This window comes from Maribacter sp. HS (assembly GCF_048059195.1).
Classification (GTDB): domain Bacteria; phylum Bacteroidota; class Bacteroidia; order Flavobacteriales; family Flavobacteriaceae; genus Maribacter; species Maribacter dokdonensis.
Window position 1 is genome coordinate 41,598 of record NZ_JAYLVV010000010.1, and the last position, 18,798, is coordinate 60,395.

18 protein-coding genes are annotated in these 18,798 nt (G+C 37.1%); 8 read left to right on the top strand and 10 right to left on the bottom strand.

From position 1 onward, the window contains the following. Positions 1-6 precede the first annotated feature (6 nt). Complete coding sequence (locus VBZ51_RS17790) at positions 7-732, top strand: head GIN domain-containing protein (protein WP_416577807.1); 726 nt, start codon at positions 7-9, stop codon at positions 730-732. A 47-nt stretch (positions 733-779) separates the two neighbouring features. Here the strand turns inward: VBZ51_RS17790 and VBZ51_RS17795 are convergent, their stop codons facing one another. The 4 genes from VBZ51_RS17795 to glgB form a co-directional block, all read right to left on the bottom strand. After that, complete coding sequence (locus VBZ51_RS17795) at positions 780-2,111, bottom strand: MFS transporter (protein WP_416577808.1); 1,332 nt, start codon at positions 2,109-2,111, stop codon at positions 780-782. Positions 2,112-2,171: 60 nt separating this feature from the next. Further along, on the bottom strand, positions 2,172-2,981 hold the full coding sequence (locus tag VBZ51_RS17800; RefSeq protein ID WP_058105755.1) for a M48 family metallopeptidase: 810 nt from the start codon (positions 2,979-2,981) through the stop codon (positions 2,172-2,174). 38 nt (positions 2,982-3,019) lie between these two features. After that, complete coding sequence (locus tag VBZ51_RS17805) at positions 3,020-5,422, bottom strand: glycoside hydrolase family 31 protein (RefSeq protein WP_416577809.1); 2,403 nt, start codon at positions 5,420-5,422, stop codon at positions 3,020-3,022. A gap of 80 nt (positions 5,423-5,502) precedes the next feature. Then, positions 5,503-7,398 carry a 1,4-alpha-glucan branching protein GlgB gene (gene glgB / locus VBZ51_RS17810; protein ID WP_416577810.1) on the bottom strand — a complete coding sequence of 632 codons (1,896 nt, stop codon included), beginning with the start codon at positions 7,396-7,398 and terminating at the stop codon, positions 5,503-5,505. Between the two features lie 172 nt (positions 7,399-7,570). On the opposite strand from glgB, the gene VBZ51_RS17815 reads away from it, so the two are divergent. The 4 genes from VBZ51_RS17815 (at position 7,571) to VBZ51_RS17830 (ending at position 10,689) form a co-directional block, all read left to right on the top strand. Next, positions 7,571-8,131, top strand: coding sequence for a collagen-like protein (locus VBZ51_RS17815; protein ID WP_416577811.1), 561 nt, complete (start codon positions 7,571-7,573; stop codon positions 8,129-8,131). A gap of 156 nt (positions 8,132-8,287) precedes the next feature. Continuing rightward, complete coding sequence (gene msrB / locus VBZ51_RS17820) at positions 8,288-8,785, top strand: peptide-methionine (R)-S-oxide reductase MsrB (protein ID WP_416577812.1); 498 nt, start codon at positions 8,288-8,290, stop codon at positions 8,783-8,785. A 201-nt stretch (positions 8,786-8,986) separates the two neighbouring features. Beyond that, entirely contained in the window at positions 8,987-10,378 is a 1,392-nt protein-coding gene (gene lpdA, locus VBZ51_RS17825; protein WP_058105750.1) for a dihydrolipoyl dehydrogenase, read from the top strand. A 23-nt stretch (positions 10,379-10,401) separates the two neighbouring features. Beyond that, complete coding sequence (locus tag VBZ51_RS17830) at positions 10,402-10,689, top strand: DUF3817 domain-containing protein (RefSeq protein ID WP_071339983.1); 288 nt, start codon at positions 10,402-10,404, stop codon at positions 10,687-10,689. On the opposite strand, the gene VBZ51_RS17835 is transcribed toward VBZ51_RS17830, so the two are convergent. The 4 genes from VBZ51_RS17835 to VBZ51_RS17850 all read right to left on the bottom strand — a co-directional run bounded on the left by VBZ51_RS17835 (position 10,686) and on the right by VBZ51_RS17850 (position 13,615). Then, on the bottom strand, positions 10,686-11,873 hold the full coding sequence (locus VBZ51_RS17835) for a PQQ-dependent sugar dehydrogenase (RefSeq protein WP_416577813.1): 1,188 nt from the start codon (positions 11,871-11,873) through the stop codon (positions 10,686-10,688). The genes VBZ51_RS17830 and VBZ51_RS17835 overlap by 4 nt on opposite strands. Before the next feature lie 65 nt (positions 11,874-11,938). After that, positions 11,939-12,355 (bottom strand): type II 3-dehydroquinate dehydratase, encoded by a 417-nt coding sequence (gene aroQ, locus VBZ51_RS17840; RefSeq protein WP_416577814.1) that lies wholly within the window; start codon positions 12,353-12,355, stop codon positions 11,939-11,941. Between the two features lie 78 nt (positions 12,356-12,433). Continuing rightward, entirely contained in the window at positions 12,434-12,952 is a 519-nt protein-coding gene (locus VBZ51_RS17845; RefSeq protein WP_416577815.1) for an outer membrane beta-barrel protein, read from the bottom strand. A gap of 198 nt (positions 12,953-13,150) precedes the next feature. Then, positions 13,151-13,615, bottom strand: a complete 465-nt coding sequence (locus tag VBZ51_RS17850) for a hypothetical protein (protein ID WP_071339986.1) — start codon at positions 13,613-13,615, stop codon at positions 13,151-13,153. 192 nt (positions 13,616-13,807) lie between these two features. On the opposite strand from VBZ51_RS17850, the gene xerD reads away from it, so the two are divergent. Beyond that, the gene (gene xerD / locus VBZ51_RS17855) at positions 13,808-14,710 is read left to right on the top strand and encodes a site-specific tyrosine recombinase XerD (protein ID WP_416577816.1); all 903 of its coding nucleotides are present in this window, start codon (positions 13,808-13,810) and stop codon (positions 14,708-14,710) included. On the opposite strand, the gene VBZ51_RS17860 is transcribed toward xerD, so the two are convergent. Together VBZ51_RS17860 and VBZ51_RS17865 are read right to left on the bottom strand one after the other, a co-directional pair. Continuing rightward, a complete protein-coding gene (locus VBZ51_RS17860; protein ID WP_416577817.1) occupies positions 14,707-15,222 on the bottom strand; it encodes a hypothetical protein in 516 nt (171 codons plus the stop codon). The two genes, xerD and VBZ51_RS17860, sit on opposite strands and share 4 nt — an antisense overlap. Positions 15,223-15,355: 133 nt before the next feature. Beyond that, entirely contained in the window at positions 15,356-16,648 is a 1,293-nt protein-coding gene (locus VBZ51_RS17865) for an NAD(P)/FAD-dependent oxidoreductase (RefSeq protein ID WP_416577818.1), read from the bottom strand. 99 nt (positions 16,649-16,747) lie between these two features. Here VBZ51_RS17865 and VBZ51_RS17870 point away from each other — a divergent pair, with 99 nt between their 5' ends. After that, positions 16,748-18,175, top strand: coding sequence for an amidohydrolase (locus tag VBZ51_RS17870; protein ID WP_416577819.1), 1,428 nt, complete (start codon positions 16,748-16,750; stop codon positions 18,173-18,175). 124 nt (positions 18,176-18,299) lie between these two features. After that, positions 18,300-18,794: an RNA polymerase sigma factor gene (locus VBZ51_RS17875; RefSeq protein WP_058105740.1), complete on the top strand. Its 495-nt coding sequence runs from the start codon at positions 18,300-18,302 to the stop codon at positions 18,792-18,794. Positions 18,795-18,798: the final 4 nt, after the last annotated feature.

The following is an 18,798-nucleotide window of genomic DNA, read 5'->3' on the forward strand; positions in this document are numbered from 1 at the left end:
AATATCATGAGAAAATTAAGTGTATTAGTATGTGCAGGGTTAATCTCACTATCTTGTTCAGCGCAATGGGGAAAGACTATTAAAGGAAACGGTAACAATGTTACCATTGAGAGAAATACAGGGGGTTATGACGGTGTAGCCGTATCGGGCTGGTTCGATGTTGATTTGGTATCTGGCAACGAGGGTGAAATAACCTTAACAGGTGAAGAAAATCTATTGGAGTACATAATTACCGAAGTCAAAGACGGCAAACTGGTGATCAAGACAGAAAAGGGTGTTAATTTAAAAACAAGCAATTGGAAATCTGGAATTCATATTACCGTACCCGTTGAATCTATAAGTTCTGTTTCTATGTCAGGATCAGGTGATATTGTTGGCAAAACAAAAATCAAAACTGATGATTTCAAAACAGCAATGTCAGGATCAGGTGATATTACTTTAGACCTTGATGTTCAAAATATATCTGCCTCAATGTCGGGTTCAGGAGATATTACTTTAAGCGGTGACACCACCAATTTTGAAGCTACAATCTCAGGTAGTGGAGATATTGAAGCATATGACCTAGAAGCTGATAATGTTGACGCAACAATATCCGGTTCAGCAGATATACAGGTTACCGCAAATAAGTCTTTAAAAGCAAGGGTATCTGGTTCTGGGGATATTTCCTATAGAGGAAATCCTGAAAAAGTAAACACAAAAACTTCTGGTTCTGGCGACATTTCAAAAGGATAAAAGCATAAGATCAAAATAGCGAACAATCAATTCAACTGAGCCTCTTTTTAAAGGGGCTTTTTTGTTTCGCGTACTCTCACAAGCAATATCATGCCGATCAGAAAGAATACGCCCAAAAAGATGATAGAACTTCTCATACTACCCGTTCTCTGAGCTATTGCCCCATATAAAAATGTTCCTATTATAATTCCAATCTTTTCCGCAACATCATAAAAACTGAAAAAAGATGTGGTATCTGTAGTATTTGGCAAAAACTTAGAATAGGTAGACCTAGAAAGCGCCTGTATACCACCCATAACCAACCCAACACAACCAGCGGCTATATAAAAGTCCGTAGGCGTTATTACAAAATAGGCATAAATACAGATGGCTACCCAAAGGGCATTTACCACGATCAATGTTTTTATGTTACCAAATTTTTCTGACGCACTTGCGGTAACCGTAGCCCCTAAAATTGCCACCAATTGAATAACCAATATACTAATGATAAGCCCCGTAGTTCTTTCAGAATCCGTACCCCAAGCAATTTCTTCTTCCCCAAAATAAGTTGCTATCAACATCACAGTTTGCACTGCCATGCTATAGACAAAAAATGCACCTAGATACCTTTTTAACCTCACCTGATCCCCTAACTGATGCCACACTTGCTTTAACTCTTTAAAACCATTTAAAACAATGTTGGTGCGCTCCCCTTCTTTTTTGTAGCCTTTTGGCAAATAGTAGAAGCTGTACTGTGCAAAAAGTATCCACCATATACCAACGGTTACAAAAGAATATTTCATGGCCTTAATTTCGGCCGCACCAGATTCATCTGTGGTTATTCCAAAAAAATCCGGTTTCATGACCATAGCCAAATTAAAAACCAAAAGCACCACACTTCCTATATACCCTAGTGTAAATCCTTTAGCGCTAATTGCATCTTGCTGTTTTGGAAAAGCAACATCCGGCAGGTAGGAGTTGTTAATGGCAAAACTCACCCAAAACCCTACAAGACCAAAAAAGTAGCATACTAACCCAAAGTATATATTTTCCAATGAAAACCAGTATAAACCAATACATGACAACCCTCCTAAGTAGCAGAAGAATTTCATGAAAACCTTCTTGTTTCCCAAATAATCCGCAACGCCAGAAATTAATGGTGTTATGATGGCTATAAAAACGAAGGCCAAAGATGTTGTGTAACTTATTAATGGTGCTCTTGCTATTTCCCCACCAAAAATGGTCACCTTTTCAATACCGGCAATTCTAAAAAGTGCGCCATAAAATATTGGAAAAACTGCCGACGATATTACTAAACTGTAAACGGAATTTGCCCAGTCATAAAAGGCCCAAGCGTTCAATAATTTCTTACTTCCTTTTAAAACTAGTGTCTTCCCCATATATAAAAATAAAAGCCGATCATTTCTGAACGGCTTCAATATACAATAATCCTTAAAGTTTTACTTAAAATTTGTTACCCCAAATTTTGCGGCTTCTGCAGCGGCATCTGGCGCCCAAGCTGTAAGATTATTTATTCTGGTATCGTTAGATGGGTGCGTGCTCATAAATTCTGGCGGTGCTTCTCCACCACTGTTCGCTTTCATTCTTTTCCATAATTCCGCAGCTTCATAAGGGTCATAACCTGCTATTGCCATAATCTGCAAGCCAATTCTATCTGCCTCCGTCTCGTGACTTCTGCTAAAAGGCAGCATACCTAAATACTGGGTACCTACACCATATGCCTGATTGAAAATACCTAAAGTTTGCTGATTTTTAATTGCAACATTACCTGCTACGGCACCTAACTGTTGTAATGTACCTGCACTCATACGCTGTGCACCATGATCTGCCAAGGCATGGGCAACTTCGTGCCCCATAACTACAGCTACACCGGTCTCTGTTTGTGTTATGGGCAATATACCCGTATAGAAAACAATTTTACCACCTGGCATGCACCAAGCGTTTACAGTTTCGTCATTTACCAAATTATATTCCCAAGCATAGTCCTTTAAATAACCTGGATGCCCATTAGCCGTTAACCAACGTTCAGCAGCCGAAGAAATTCGCTGACCAACCCTAGTAATCATTTGCGCATCTGCAGTACCTGTAACCACCTTATTTTCCGTTAGAAATTGGTCATACTGTGCAAATGCAGATGGAAATACTTGACTATTTGGGTAAAAATTCAATGTTTTTTGACCAGTAAAGGGATTAACCTTACAAGCCGAAACGCCTATAAAGACGAATATTATTAATACTAGTTTTTTCATTTTTTGTTCATTTTAGTTAATGGTAGAAAACTACAAAGTTATTCTTTTCCTGATAAATGCAATAAGGTAAAGTTTTTGTCTATAAGCAAATCATTGTTATCATTAATGCTTATACTCTTTAGCGGTATTTCTTCATTATCTATCTTAACACTACTGATCTCAAATGGAAGTCCGTGAAAATTCAACTTCATTTTCTCATACTCCGTATCAAAAGTACCATCCTTGAACAATTGAATAATCAAGGAGTTGTCTTTACCCGTGAGCTTATAATTACTTAGAGAATATCTTCCTTTTTTATAATCATAACCATTATTGGCATCTTCGTAAACTTCAGAGGTTTCAGTGCCTTCTTTATAATACACATCTAAAACAAGCTCTTCTATTTTCTTCTCTCCAACATATTGCTGTATCGGGTATTTTGGAATAATAGATCCTGCCTTTACAAAGATCGGAATCATATCCAATGCTGCCGCAACCCATTTTTCCTTACCTCCCTTTACAAACTCATTTGTCCAAAAATCGTACCACTCGCCCCTTGGCACATACATACGGCGTCCTTGAGCATTAGGTTCTTGTATTGGACATACCAATATCTTATCACCGAAAATAAACTCATCTGTCCTAAAGTGAGTTTGATTATCCTCTTGATCAAAAAAGACCAAAGACTGCACCATAGGTACATTTTCCTTGGTATACTTGTAAAACATCGTATACAAATACGGTAATAGCTGATAGCGCAGTTCTACAAATTTTCTTACGATATCCGTTATTTCAGATCCAAAGGACCAAGGTTCTTGATCACCATGATCCCCACTGGAATGCACCCTACAAAATGGGTGAAAAATTCCCAATTGCACCCATCTAGCAAATAATTCGCCATCTGGTTGTTCTGCAAAACCACCAATATCAGAGCCAACAAATGAATACCCGCTTAAACACATACGCTGCACTTGTACATTAGCGATCCACAAATGCTCCCATGTAGCCACATTATCTCCTGTCCACGTAGAAGAATATCTTTGGGTCCCTGAAAATGCCGCTCTTGTTATTACAAACGGTCTTTTTGGATAAACATATTTTTTAACACCTTCATAGGTAGCCCTAACCATTTGCATACCATAAACATTATGTGCTTTTCTATGGGTACACGGGTTACCATCATAATCATGCCTAGTGTCTAATGGGGCCGTTTTTGATGGAACTTCCATCACAGCAGGTTCATTCATATCGTTCCACACTGCATGAACACCTAAATCCGACATAAATTCCTTGTACAATTCTGCCCACCATTCACGCACTGCTGGGTTTGTAAAATCAGGAAAATTACATTCTCCCGGCCACACTTTTCCATGCATTAACGGACCATCTCCTCTTTTACAGAAATAACCATTTTCAAGAGCTTCATTATAAATCCAATAATCGCGATCTACTTTTATACCTGGATCTATCATCACCACGGTCTTAAATCCGTCTTCCTCCAATTCTTGAATCATACGCTTTGGGTCAGGGAAATGGTTTTTATCCCAAGTAAAACACCTAAAACCATCCATGTAATCTATATCTAGATAAATAGCATCACATGGTATTTGTAACTTTCTAAATTCACTGGCAATTTCCTTTACATTGCTTTCTGGATAGTAGCTCCATTTAGATTGATGAAAACCTAATGCCCACATGGGTGGTAACTCTGGAGTACCGGTAAGGCTAGAGTATGAACTGACCACTTTTGGCATATCTGGACCAAATATGAAATAATAGTTCATTTCTCCACCTTCTGCCCAAAAACTGGTAATATTTCTTCGTTCTTGAGAGAAATCAAAGCCTGTTCTAAAACTATTGTCAAAATAGATACCGTAGGCTATACCTTTATTTAAACCTATATAAAAAGGAATGGCCTTATACAGCGGATCTTGCTCTTTTGCGTAGGCAAATTGATCAGTTACCCAATTCTCCACTCTTTTACCCTTTAAATTGCTATGCATGGCTTTATCGCCCATTCCATAAAAACTTTCACCAGATTGGGTAATCTTACTCAACTTTACGGTATTTCCACCATATTCATAATTTTCTTCCCAATGAAAGCCTAACTCATCTTCATTGATAATAGTACCGTTTAAATCAGAAATTTGGGTTCGTAACGTTTTCTTGTCTACCAGAATATTTAAACGTGCCGTAGAGATTATATATTCCGTATCATTTTCTACCACCTCTAATTTACTATAGCCCATAGTAGCCTCGGGGTCTATGGCATAAGAGAAATCAGGTTCAAAGTTGTAATTTGTGGCGTACCTAAACCGTATAATACTACCCCTAAGGATAGTTATTTGTAATACTACTCCGTTATCTGTGGTGAAATAGATTTTATCAGTGTCCTGTGCAAATTCAACGATGTGGTTTGGATATAAATTACCTTTATATTCAAGCTCTGTGTTTGTGATCATGAATTCTTAATTATTAGCATAACAGTCGGTAAATCAGAAACTCTTACAATTGGATGTATTTAAACGACAACTTATTATGATTATTTCAATATTACTATCCCTAAAGGCGGTATCGTTATTACGATAGACTTCTTATGACCGTGCGAAGGTTTGGTTGATGATGTTATCTTATCATTTAGGTTGCCACCGCCACCATATTTGGCATCGTCACTATTTAAAATTTCCTTTAGTTTTCCTTTTTTCGGGTTTCCTATTCTGTAATTTTCTCTTGGTACAGGAGTAAAGTTACACGCAATCACCAAATCGTTCTTCTCATCATGTCCTTTGCGAACGTATGTTAATACCGAGTTTTCATGATCACCATAATCTATCCATTGAAAACCTTCTGGACTAAATTGTTTTTCATATAACCCCGGAGAATTTCTATATAAATGGTTTAGATCCTTTACAAAATCCTGTACTCCCTTATGCACACTGTACTGTAACAAATGCCAATCTAAACTTTGTTGAAAATTCCATTCTGCCGTTTGACCGAATTCACCCCCCATGAACATTAAATTTGTACCCGGGTGGGTAAACATATACCCAAATAGCAATCTTAAATTTGCGAATTTTTGCCACTCATCTCCCGGCATTCTATAAACCAAAGACTGCTTACCATAAACTACCTCATCATGAGAAAAAGGAAGCATGAAATTTTCGGTAAACGCATAGGTCATACTAAACGTAAGATCATTTTGGTGGTGTTTTCTATAGATGGGTTCTTTCTTAAAGAACTGTAAGGTATCATGCATCCATCCCATCATCCATTTCATACCAAAGCCCAAACCACCATGTGCCACCGGTTTTGATACGCCTGAAAATGCAGTAGATTCTTCCGCTATGGTCTGTACACCTTCAAAGTTGGTATATACCGCTTCATTTAGTTCACGTATAAAGGACATAGCCTCTAAATTCTCGTTGTTACCATACATATTTGGCTCCCATTCACCCTCCTCTCTAGAATAGTCTAAATATAACATGGAGGCTACGGCATCTACACGCAAGCCGTCTACATGAAACTGATCTAACCAAAATAAAGCATTGCTAATCAGAAAAGCCCTCACTTCATTTCTACCATAATTAAAGATCAAACTCTTCCAATCTGTATGATATCCTTTTCTTCTATCTGGGTGCTCATACAAGTGCGAGCCGTCAAAAAAGCCTAAACCATGCGCATCTTCCGGAAAATGAGACGGCACCCAATCTAATATGACCCCTATATCGTTTTGATGAAAAGTATCTATCAGTAATTTAAACTCCTCTGGCGACCCAAATCTTGATGTGGGGGCAAAATACCCTGTTAGTTGATACCCCCAAGAAGGATCGTAAGGATATTCCATTATAGGCATAAACTCCACATGTGTATACCTCATTTCCTTTACATATTCCACAAGGTCCTTTGCAAATTCCTTATAGGTCAAAAATTTGTTTTCGGCATTTTTCTTCCAAGATCCCAAATGAACTTCGTAAACCGAATAAGGTTTATCCAAACCGTTCTTATCTTTTCTATAGCCCATCCAAGCATCATCTTTCCAATTGTGCTCAGCAGTCCAAATTATAGATGCCGTGTTAGGCGGATGCTCACAATACCTGGCAAAAGGATCAGCTTTCTCTGTCCAAATATCATTATTGTTAGACTGTATTTTATATTTATAGATCTCACCCTTTCCAATATTGGGAACAAAACCTTCCCAAATACCACTGCTGTCCCATCTCACATTTAATTGATGCTCCTCTGTATTCCACAAATTAAAGTTACCGACAACAGAAACCGCTTTCGCCGAAGGTGCCCATACAGCAAAGTATGTACCGGCCACACCATCAACTTCTACGATATGAGATCCTAGTTTATCATATAGTCGATAATGCTTTCCCCCTTTAAAAAGATTGATATCATAATCTGTAAATAATGAGTAAACATGTACGTTAGGCATATGGAGTGTTTATTTTTGTAAAGCTAATCATCTTTTAAAGACGCTCAACTACATTTCATTTTTGTTGAAAATATAGCAGTTAATATCCGATTTATATATTTAAATACCAAAAATGGAACGCTTTTTGAAATAACAATTCAAAATAAAAACTCAAACCAAAAATTATAACATTATGAAAAAAATAAATGTATTTCTAGGAGCACTTGTAACACTATTTTTTATTTCGTGTGAAGGACCACAAGGACCACAAGGGTTTGATGGATTTGATGGTGCTGATGGTGCCGATGGTGCGGACGGAATTAATATCTTAGGCAAAGTGGTAGACATACAAGGCACTTTTACCTTGGACAATGACTATTCTATCTTTTATGAGTTTCCACAAACTATAGAAGTTTTTGAAACCGATGTAGTTTTAGTTTACATGCTATGGGATGTAACTGAAGATAGTAACGGTGAATCTGTTGATATTTGGAGGTTAATGCCACAAACTAGAATATTAAATCAAGGCTTGTTACAATATAATTACGATTATACTTTTTTTGATGTTAGTATTTTCTTAGAATCAGATTTTGACCTATCAACTTTACAACCAGGTGATACTGATGACCAAGTATTTAGAATCGCCATATTACCAGCGGAATCTACCACTGGAAAGTTAGATACTTCTAACATCAACTCTGTAATGTCACATTTAGGTATTTCGGAAGATGAAGTCCAGAAAGTAACATTATAATAAATATCCCAGGAATTAACCTATATGAGTAAAAGCCTTTGAATAATCTTCAAAGGCTTTTATTTATTTTATTAAAACCTTAACCAAAAATGTATCGTAATTACTATACATTGAAAGGATTATATAAATTCATCGACATAATTAAAAAAATATAATATGAAACTACATTTTGCTATTGCACTTTTAATACTCTTTGTAAGCTGTAAGGGTAATGCACAAAAGAAAGAGATGACATCTAGCAGCATTGATAAGGATAAAAAAGAATTTCCTATTCAAAAAACCAACAGTGAATGGAGAAAAGAATTGACCGATGCCGAATATTACGTTCTACGCGAAGCTGCTACTGAAAATCCGTTTACCAGTGAACTTCTTAAAAACAAAGAAAAAGGTACATATGTTTGTGCCGCCTGTGCCACTCCTTTATTTAAAAGTTATACCAAATTTGATTCAGGTACCGGATGGCCCAGTTTTTATGAGGAAATAGAAGGTAATGTAGCTTATGATGTAGATTATAAAATTGGTTACAAAAGAACCGAAGAGCACTGTGCCACTTGCGGGGGGCATTTAGGACATGTTTTTGAGGATGGACCAGCCCCAACAGGCTTACGCCATTGCATTAACGGTGTGGCTTTAAATTTTGTTCCTGCAGAATAGTTCATATAGCCTAACAATTTAGAAGTAAAAAAGAGGTCTTAAAGACCTCTTTTTTACTTTAAAACCTATATACCACATTTAGGATGACTCCTAATAAAATATCACAATTTTAGATTAAAGGTCATATTTTAAAAACCTACAAATAATTTGATAAAGGTTTTGTATTTTTGCACCTCAATTAAAACTACAAAAAATCAAAATATGAGCACTTTCGATATTATCGTTTTAGGTAGTGGTCCTGGTGGATATGTTACCGCAATTAGGGCTGCACAATTAGGTTTTAAGACTGCCATTATAGAAAAAGAGAGTCTAGGAGGCGTTTGCTTAAATTGGGGTTGTATACCTACCAAAGCCTTATTGAAGTCTGCACAAGTATTTGAATACCTGCAACATGCCGAAGATTATGGTTTAAAAGTGAAAGGTGCCGATAAGGATTTTGATGCTGTCGTGAAAAGAAGCCGTGGTGTTGCAGAAGGAATGAGCAAAGGGGTTCAATTCTTAATGAAGAAGAATAAAATTGAGGTTATTAAAGGTTACGGTACTTTAAAAGCTGGTAAAAAAGTTTCAGTTAAGGCTGAAGATGGTTCCACTACGGAATATAGTGCCAGTAATATTATTATAGCTACAGGCGCAAGAAGCCGAGAGCTACCAAGCTTACCGCAAGATGGTAAGAAGATCATTGGGTACAGAGAGGCAATGACCTTAGATAAGCAACCTAAAAAAATGATCGTTGTTGGTAGTGGTGCAATCGGTATAGAGTTCGCATACTTTTACAATTCTATGGGGACCGAAGTTACGGTTGTAGAATACCTACCTAACATTGTACCGGTAGAAGATGAAGACGTATCCAAGCAATTGGAAAGAAGTTTCAAAAAATCAGGTGTAAAGATTATGACTTCTGCAGAAGTTACTTCTGTTGACACTTCTGGTGACGGGGTAAAAGCTACCGTTAAGACAGCTAAAGGAGAAAAAGTTCTTGAAGCCGATATTGTTCTTTCTGCCGTAGGTATTAAGACCAATATTGAGAACATAGGGTTAGAAGATGTTGGTATTGCTACCGACCGTGATAAGATTTTGGTGAACGATTATTACCAAACCAACATACCTGGTTACTATGCCATTGGTGATGTAACTCCTGGACCAGCACTTGCTCACGTAGCATCGGCAGAAGGTATCTTATGTGTTGAAAAATTAGCAGAAATGCATGTTGAGCCATTAGATTACGGTAATATACCTGGTTGTACTTATTGCTCTCCAGAAATAGCCTCTGTAGGTTTAACCGAAAAGCAGGCCAGAGAAAAAGGAATAGATATTAAAGTTGGTAAATTCCCTTTCTCGGCAAGTGGTAAAGCGAAAGCTTCGGGTGCTTCTGACGGATTTGTAAAAGTAATCTTTGATGCTAAATATGGTGAGTGGTTAGGTTGTCATATGATCGGTGCAGGTGTTACCGATATGATCGCTGAAGCCGTTCTTGGCCGTAAGCTAGAAACTACAGGACATGAGGTTCTTAAAGCAATTCACCCACACCCAACAATGAGCGAAGCTGTTATGGAAGCAGTGGCAGCAGCTTATGACGAGGTTATTCATTTATAATTTACTACTTAATATAATTTAGCATGTTAAAGTTATTTCGAGCAACGGCAATTTTAGAAGGAATCTCCTATTTGGCGTTGTTCGGGGTGACCATGCCATTAAAATACTGGGCAGAAATACCAGAACCAAACAAATATGTTGGCTACGCCCACGGAGTGCTTTTTATCGCTTTCATAGCACTTACATTAATAGTGGGCTTTACCCATAAATGGTCTTTTAAGAAAGTTTTCATTTTTGGTATAGCTTCACTTCTACCCTTCGCAACATTCTATGTTGAAGAAAAATATTTAAAGCCAGAAGACAACGCTTAAGGCTGTTCTTCCATTTCAGTAGTCAACTGATAAATACTACCATCAAAGGCACATATATACAATTCGTCGTTTGCATCCGTACCAAATGACGATATAGCCAAATCCGTATCTACGATCAATTTGTTATTACCGTTTACATCTAAAGCCCAAATTCTGCCGGATACAAAATCACCGTACACATACAAACCTTGTAACGAAGGTAAACTGCTTCCTCTATACACATAACCACCGGTAACGGACCTATCATTTTCTTCATGACCATATTCATAAATTGGCGCCATAGTGTTTGCGGTATCACAATCATCTTCAAGAAAACAAGAAGTTCCCTCAAGAATATTCCAACCGTAATTACCTCCTTTTTCAATAAGGTTAATTTCTTCTTTCTCTCCTTGACCAACATCACCAGCCCAAATGGTATTGGTAGCTACATCAAAACTAAATCTCCACGGATTTCTTAATCCGTATGCATATATCTCACCCCTCGCATTTTCTACTTCTACAAAAGGATTATCTGCTGGTATAGCGTAATTTAACCCAGCATCTGTAGTATTTACATCTATACGCAATATCTTACCCAATAAGTTTTCTAAATTCTGTGCATTACCATTGGGATCACCTGAGCCACCACCATCACCAGATGCAATATATAAATACCCATCAGGTCCAAATGCCAACTGACCGCCATTGTGATTAGTATCTGGTTGAGGAATTTCCAATAAAATAGTTTCGCTAGACATATCCACAATATCCAAATCGTTATCAGAAACCTTAAAGCGAGATATCACCGCCAATTCTTCACTGGGCGTATAAATAACATATAAAAAACCGTTTGTACTAAACTCCGGATGAAAAGTAAAGCCTAGCAACCCTAGTTCGCTCTCGGTGGCTATGCGATCAGAAATATCCAAAAATGTACTTACTTCACCTACCTCAGATTCACTTGAAAAGGATTTTATTTTCCCATCTTTCCCAGCTACAAAAATTCTATTACTTTCATCATCTGGAGATTGTAGATCCAAAGGATTGGAAAAAGATAAATTTGAAAAAGCATTTATGGTCGTCAGTACCCCAACTGAATCAATAGGCGCGTTTGGATTTGGACTAAGTGCCAACTCGTCTTTATCACTACATGAAACAATAAGTAATATGGCAAAACCAAATAACAGAAATACAATTCTTTTCATAACAGCATAGTTTGCTATTATTTACGAATGTACACCGCTCTCTAGATGTTAATTATTTTATTGAGTTAAAATAAAAAACTCTCAATGGCTAGATCATAACTTTTTAATCCAAAGCCCAAAATAACCCCTTTGGCAGCAGGCGATATGTAGGAAATATGCCTAAATTCTTCGCGCTTATGGGTATTGGAAATATGAACTTCTATGACAGGAGTTTCTACAGCCTTTACCGCATCTCCTATACCAACAGAAGTATGGGTATATGCCGCAGCATTGAGGACTATACCATCATAACTAAAACCAGTTTCTTGTATTTTAGAAATAAGTTCTCCTTCTATGTTAGATTGAAAATACTCCAACTCAACATCTTTAAACTTAAACTGCAATTTTGAAAAATAATCTTCAAAAGTCTGTGCACCGTAAACTTCTGGCTCCCTTTTACCCAATAGATTTAGGTTAGGACCGTTAATTATGATAATCTTCATGTATCAAAAATAACGAATGTTACTTAACAATTAATAAGAAATCAAAGAAGTATAATAGTTAACTAAAGAACAGCGAAACTAACGTCGAGTTCTATACTTAGGCTCAAAGTTGAAAACAATACCCAGTGTCAAAGTAGTCCAAGAGGTCTCATCTATATCTATACCTGTGTAAGAAACATTGACCTCTACACTTGAACTCATTAAGTAAGCCAAAGTAGGTCTATAATAAAGTCCACCTTCGTTACCATCATTGATACCCACGGCATAACCAACATTACCGCCAAAAGAGAAATAATTGGAGGTCCAAAAACGAACACCTGCGGATAATGGCATAAATTGAACAGCTTTTTGCTCTTCCCTTATAATTGTAGTTTGAAAAGTTTCAGCAAAACCGTGTATATAACCTATAGCCGGACCAACATCAACAACTTCACCTAACGGGTACATGTACGAGAAATCTGCACCAAGTACTACACTTACCGCTTCATTGTAATCATTAAATGGCAAACCTGCCTGTATTCCTAGCTTAAACCCTTCTTGAGCATAAATACCGGTCGAAAAAAATGAAACAATAAGTATTATAAAAAACTTTTTCATGGTTGGTTTGGTTTGTTTTCATCAAAAATAAAGGTAAGACTTAGCTTACATGAATCTTTGTTGTGAACACCCTTAAAGTAGTTGTACACACTGCTTTTAAATAGGTTTTATAATTCTATTTTAACACAAAATCACCTATTGGAGTACAAAAAAAGGGGAAGCTTAGCTTCCCCTTTTAATATTAAAATGCTGAAATTTCTATTCAATTACGTATCTAACACCGATACCAAAAGCACCAACTTCATTTCCAAGAAGATCACCAAGACCTATAAAGGGTCTCCAGTCAAACGAAAAAGCTAATGGCACTCCATCAATTTTATAATCTAAACCAACTATTGGTCTAAGTGCTATCTCTGTCCCTATGCCTTCTCCAAAAAATAAGATTGAAGGACCTGCACCAGCAAACCATTGTAAACCATCAGCTCCTGAAATATCACCATGGTATTCGTAAAGAGCTGTTAAAGTTGTTAATCCGCTTTCAAACATCAACTCCGCTTGACCTGCATGCTCTTCTGCAAAGAAATATTTTGCACTTGGACCAACTAATGTTACCCCAGAAAATAAATCCAGACCTAAACCGGCTGCAAATGTGTAATCAGATTGTGCGTTAGAAACATTTGTTCCTAAAATAACCGCTGCTACTAAAAATAATAGTTTTTTCATTTTGTTGTTTTTTTAATGTACTTGACTTAATTAAAAATTGATTGATTAATAGGACTATTGACTAAAAGTCCATTTTATTTAATAGGTGTAAAAGTAAAAATTTAACAAGGAATTACATATCCCAATAAACCAGTATTTCTTCCATCTATACATTATTTACCACAGAATTAATGTATTCTTTATCTTTAAACCATGAATTGGAAACATGCGCTTAAAGATTTTACCACCTACCTTAAACTGGAACGCGGACTATCTAAAAACTCTATTCTAAGTTACTCTAGAGATATTGAAAAGCTTATGACCTTCCTAGAAGCGAACGACATTAATACCACCCCTATTCTTATTGACAAACAAACCGTTCAGCAATTTATATATGAGGCGGCCAAAGTAGTAAACCCCAGATCACAAGCACGTATCATATCTGGCTTAAAAAGCTTTTTTGGATACTTAATTTTTGAAGATTATAGAAAAGACAACCCTTTAGACTTAATAGAATCTCCAAAAATAGGACGAAAGTTACCTGATACGCTTTCAGAAACTGAAATAGATGATTTGATCAACGCCATTGACCTAAGTACACCAGAAGGTGAAAGAAATAGAGCTATGCTAGAAACTTTATATGGCTGTGGTTTAAGAGTTTCCGAACTAATTAGCTTAAAAATTTCCGACCTTTTTTTTGATGAAGATTTTATTAAAGTTACCGGCAAAGGTGATAAACAGCGATTTGTACCTATAAGTCACGTGAATAAAAAATATATTGATATTTACAGACATGAAATTAGGGTACATTTAAAAATTCAGGAAGGATTTCAAGATATTTTGTTCTTGAACCGACGAGGAAAACAACTTACCAGAGCCATGATTTTTACTATTGTTAAGAACTTGGCGACCACTATTGGATTAAACAAGAGTATTAGCCCTCACACCTTTAGACATTCATTTGCCACTCATTTACTTGAAAATGGTGCAGATTTACGTGCAATTCAACAAATGCTAGGACATGAGAGTATTACCACTACAGAAATTTATATGCACGTAGACCGATCTCATTTGGCGGAGGTCATGAATACCTACCACCCTAGAAAAAGTTATTAAAATTTCCATTTACTGCCAATGGTATAAACAGATGGCATTTCAATTTGAGTTTCACCAAAAGCACCTATACCAGTTTCGTTCAATTGAATACTACTTTTTATTTCAAGCATGAAATTCTCCGTAACATCATATCCCATTCCCGCTACAAAGCCAAGTCGATAAGGTGCTTGTCCAACTTCTGAATTTTCAGTTGCAATTTCCGCATCTAGACCAGAGAGCAAGTACAATTTTTTATTCAGATAATACTTTACCATTAAACTAGATCGGAATCTTTCCGACAAAATATAAGTATCGTAAAACCCTTGAAGTTCTAATTGCAAAGATTTTGTAACCCCATATTGAACCATAAAAGATTTGTGAACATCACCTATTGCAGAAACAGGATATGCATGCCCCGTAACCGCTATTCCCGTCAATGAAGAAGGTTGATTTTTCTCTGGAGGTTCTTCTATTGTTTGACCATTGACAACAATTACAAACATGAACAGAAAACTTCGCACGAGAACTTTCATAGGTTGGATATCAAATGTTGAAAATAAATTCCTACAAAAGATATTTTAAATAGTACACCTAACGAAATACTTATCAAAACTTTAACTACCAAACACTTAACTTACAGCGGTAGCAAGAAATAACACCTCTTCTTTAGTCTTTAAACTGACTGTAATCTCTTTTATACGGCCTAATAATTAATCTAGCCTCTCGATCGAACCTTATATAATTATATACCCAGTTTATAAATACGACCATTCTATTTCTAAACCCTATTAAAAAGAATAAATGAACGAACATCCAAACGAACCATGCAAATACCCCTTGAAACCTAAATTTCTTAATATCGCATACTGCTTTATTTCTCCCTATAGTAGCCATACTACCTTTGTCATTATACACAAAAGGTTTCATTGGCTTATGTTCTATTAACCTCACCAGATTCTCACCCAACAACCTGCCTTGTTGAATTGCCGGTTGAGCTACCATTGGATGTCCACGGGGGTTATCTTCTGTAGCCATACAAGCAATATCGCCAATAGCGAATATTTCCGGATGTCCTATCACCTGATTAAATTCGTTAACATTTAACCTGTTGCCACCAGCCACAACATCTTCACCATCCAACCCCTTAATTCCGGCTCCTTTAACACCAGCTGCCCAAATGACGGCGGCAGAATCAAATTTCAAATCTGTTTTTGTGGTAACGGTTTTACCGTTATAACCGGTAACCCTAACCCCTTTCCATACTTGAACCCCTAATTTTTCTAAAAAATCTTCTGCTTTTTTAGATGCTTGCGCACTAAAACCCGGCAGTAAACAATCTCCACCTTGAACAATATTAATTTGTGCTCTTCGGGTATCTAGATCAGGGTAATCTTTTGGCAATATTCCTTTTTTAATTTCAGCCAAAGCTCCTGCTAACTCAACACCAGTTGGTCCGCCACCAACAATTACAAAGTTCATTAATGCATCGCGTTCGTGATAGACATCGGTAAGAAGCGCTTGCTCAAAATTTTCCAATATTAAACTACGTAAGTTCAATGATTGCGGAATTGATTTCATCGACATAGCATGCTCCTCAATTTCCTTATTTCCAAAGAAATTGGTTTCAGAACCTGTGGCTACCACCAAATAATCATAACTAATATCCCCAATGTTGGTATTCACTTTTTTACCGGTCGCATCAATATATTCTACTTCTGCCAAACGGAAATAAAAATTGTCATATCCGATCAATACCTTGCGCAAGGGGTAGGCAATGGAATCTGGCTCAAGACCTCCTGTAGACACTTGATATAATAGTGGTTGAAATGTATGATAATTGTTCTTATCTATAAGGACAACTTGTACTTCTTGTTTACTTAATTTTTTGGCTAGAGATACTCCGCCAAAACCACCACCTATAATTACAATTCTAGGATAGCTTGAGAGTGGTATGTTCATAGTAGTTTACTTACTGACAAAATTAAACAAATGGACTTCTACTTTAAAATAATAATGTGTTTTTAGTATCTTTAAGCTCTAACTCAAACAAACACCAAAATGCGCAAAACCCTTATTTTACTGGCAGTACTAGGTACTTCAGTTTTTTCCATGAATGCTCAGAAGAGCGAAAAAGATATAATCAAAAAATTAGAGCAAAAAAGTGATGAATACGGAAATATAGCTCAAAATATTTGGGAATTCGCAGAAATGGGATACCAAGAGGAACAGAGCTCGGGTCTATTACAAAAAACATTAAAGAATGCCGGTTTCTCCATTAAAACCGGAGTAGCGGGTATACCTACCGCTTTTATTGCGGAATATGGCAGTGGCAGTCCCGTAATTGCCATTATGGGCGAGTATGATGCATTACCGGGACTATCCCAAAAAGCTACCGCTGAAAAAGAATCTGCTGGTGCCGCCGCTGGTCATGCCTGTGGTCATCACTTGTTCGGCACGGCATCTACGGCAGCGGCAATTTCAACAAAGGAATGGTTAGAGGCCAATAAGGCAAAAGGTACCATACGTTTCTATGGAACTCCTGCTGAAGAAGGTGGATCGGGTAAAGTTTATATGGTTCGTGAAGGTCTCTTCAATGATGTAGACATAGCGCTACATTGGCACCCCGGGTCACAAAATGCAGCTAGCGCAGGTGCTGCTTTAGCTAATAAATCGGCAAAATTCAGATTTCATGGTATTTCTGCCCATGCCGCCGGTTCTCCAGAAAAAGGACGTTCTGCCCTTGATGGTGTTGAAGCCATGAACCTGATGATCAATATGATGAGGGAACACATTCCGCAAGAGGCCAGAATACATTATGTTATTACAGCTGGAGGTAAAGCACCCAACGTAGTGCCAGATTTTGCAGAAGTTTATTACTATGCACGTCATAATCGACGTGATGTTGTGATCGATATATTCGACAGAATGGTAAAAGCTGCCGAAGGTGCCGCATTGGGTACAGGAACTACAATGGACTATGAGATGATCGGTGGTACACACGAATTACTGCCCAACCTAACATTACAAAAAGTAATGCACGATAATCTTTCAGAAGTTGGCGGCATAGAATACACAGCAGAAGAAAAAGAATTTGCCGATAAAATAGCTGTAACCTTAGGACAGGAAAAAGCGGATCTTGCTACTGCTAAAAATGTTCAACCTTACAAAACCGAAGCTAGGGCTTACGGCTCTACAGATGTGGGCGATGTTAGCTTTACCGTACCTACAGTTGGTTTTGGCACCGCTACCTGGGTTCCTGGCACACCGGCTCACAGTTGGCAAGCGGTTGCTGCAGGCGGAACTTCCATTGGTAGAAAAGGAATGATGGTAGCCGCAAAGACCCTGACCAAAACTGCAATAGACCTTTTTAAGGATAAAAAATTGGTAGAGACCGCTAAAGCTGAATTTTTAGAAAAAAGAGGGGTAGATTTTAAATACATTCCTCTTTTAGGTGATAGAGCACCTGCCTTAGATTATAGAAAATAGAGTCTTATGTTATAGATTTTAAAAGTGCCAAGGTATTAATTGGCACTTTTTTTATGTATTTCTAAATATATTGTAACAAACAAAACCTTTTATAGACTAACAACGTAAGAACAGCCAACCAAGAGTGAATAAAGAACTTGAACACAAATTTGTGACCGAGCTACAGGACAACCAAAACATTGTCCATAAAGTGTGTACGCTGTATACAAACGACCGCGACTCTCACAATGATCTGTTTCAAGAAATTACCATTCAATTATGGAAGGCTTATCCCAAATTTAGGGGCGATGCCAAATTCAGTACTTGGATGTATCGTGTGGCACTAAATACTGCCATTACACTATATCGAAAACAAAAAAGAAGAATTGACACAGCTGATTATGAGTCTGTAATTTTTAAGATCAAAGCCGACGAATATGACGAGACCGAAGAACTACAATTAAAATTAATGTACAAGGCGGTCAAACAATTAAATGACGTTGATAAAGCGTTGGTGTTTTTATATCTTGAAGATAAAAACTATACTGAAATATCTGAAACATTAGGTATTTCCGAAGTAAATGCACGGGTTAAAATGAACCGTATCAAAACAAAATTAAGAACCATTTTGAATCCATAGGCGT

What these genes read in the sequence shown, in the direction of transcription:
- aroQ (WP_416577814.1), bottom strand. Translation starts at nt 12,355, where the DNA reads ATGAAGATTATCATAATTAACGGTCCTAACCTAAATCTATTGGGTAAA.
- glgB (WP_416577810.1), bottom strand. Translation starts at nt 7,398, where the DNA reads ATGCCTAACGTACATGTTTACTCATTATTTACAGATTATGATATCAAT.
- VBZ51_RS17815 (WP_416577811.1), top strand. Translation starts at nt 7,571, where the DNA reads ATGAAAAAAATAAATGTATTTCTAGGAGCACTTGTAACACTATTTTTT.
- xerD (WP_416577816.1), top strand. Translation starts at nt 13,808, where the DNA reads ATGAATTGGAAACATGCGCTTAAAGATTTTACCACCTACCTTAAACTG.
- VBZ51_RS17830 (WP_071339983.1), top strand. Translation starts at nt 10,402, where the DNA reads ATGTTAAAGTTATTTCGAGCAACGGCAATTTTAGAAGGAATCTCCTAT.
- VBZ51_RS17845 (WP_416577815.1), bottom strand. Translation starts at nt 12,952, where the DNA reads ATGAAAAAGTTTTTTATAATACTTATTGTTTCATTTTTTTCGACCGGT.
- VBZ51_RS17805 (WP_416577809.1), bottom strand. Translation starts at nt 5,422, where the DNA reads ATGATCACAAACACAGAGCTTGAATATAAAGGTAATTTATATCCAAAC.
- VBZ51_RS17795 (WP_416577808.1), bottom strand. Translation starts at nt 2,111, where the DNA reads ATGGGGAAGACACTAGTTTTAAAAGGAAGTAAGAAATTATTGAACGCT.
- VBZ51_RS17865 (WP_416577818.1), bottom strand. Translation starts at nt 16,648, where the DNA reads ATGAACATACCACTCTCAAGCTATCCTAGAATTGTAATTATAGGTGGT.
- lpdA (WP_058105750.1), top strand. Translation starts at nt 8,987, where the DNA reads ATGAGCACTTTCGATATTATCGTTTTAGGTAGTGGTCCTGGTGGATAT.
- VBZ51_RS17850 (WP_071339986.1), bottom strand. Translation starts at nt 13,615, where the DNA reads ATGAAAAAACTATTATTTTTAGTAGCAGCGGTTATTTTAGGAACAAAT.
- VBZ51_RS17800 (WP_058105755.1), bottom strand. Translation starts at nt 2,981, where the DNA reads ATGAAAAAACTAGTATTAATAATATTCGTCTTTATAGGCGTTTCGGCT.
- VBZ51_RS17860 (WP_416577817.1), bottom strand. Translation starts at nt 15,222, where the DNA reads ATGAAAGTTCTCGTGCGAAGTTTTCTGTTCATGTTTGTAATTGTTGTC.
- msrB (WP_416577812.1), top strand. Translation starts at nt 8,288, where the DNA reads ATGAAACTACATTTTGCTATTGCACTTTTAATACTCTTTGTAAGCTGT.
- VBZ51_RS17870 (WP_416577819.1), top strand. Translation starts at nt 16,748, where the DNA reads ATGCGCAAAACCCTTATTTTACTGGCAGTACTAGGTACTTCAGTTTTT.
- VBZ51_RS17790 (WP_416577807.1), top strand. Translation starts at nt 7, where the DNA reads ATGAGAAAATTAAGTGTATTAGTATGTGCAGGGTTAATCTCACTATCT.
- VBZ51_RS17835 (WP_416577813.1), bottom strand. Translation starts at nt 11,873, where the DNA reads ATGAAAAGAATTGTATTTCTGTTATTTGGTTTTGCCATATTACTTATT.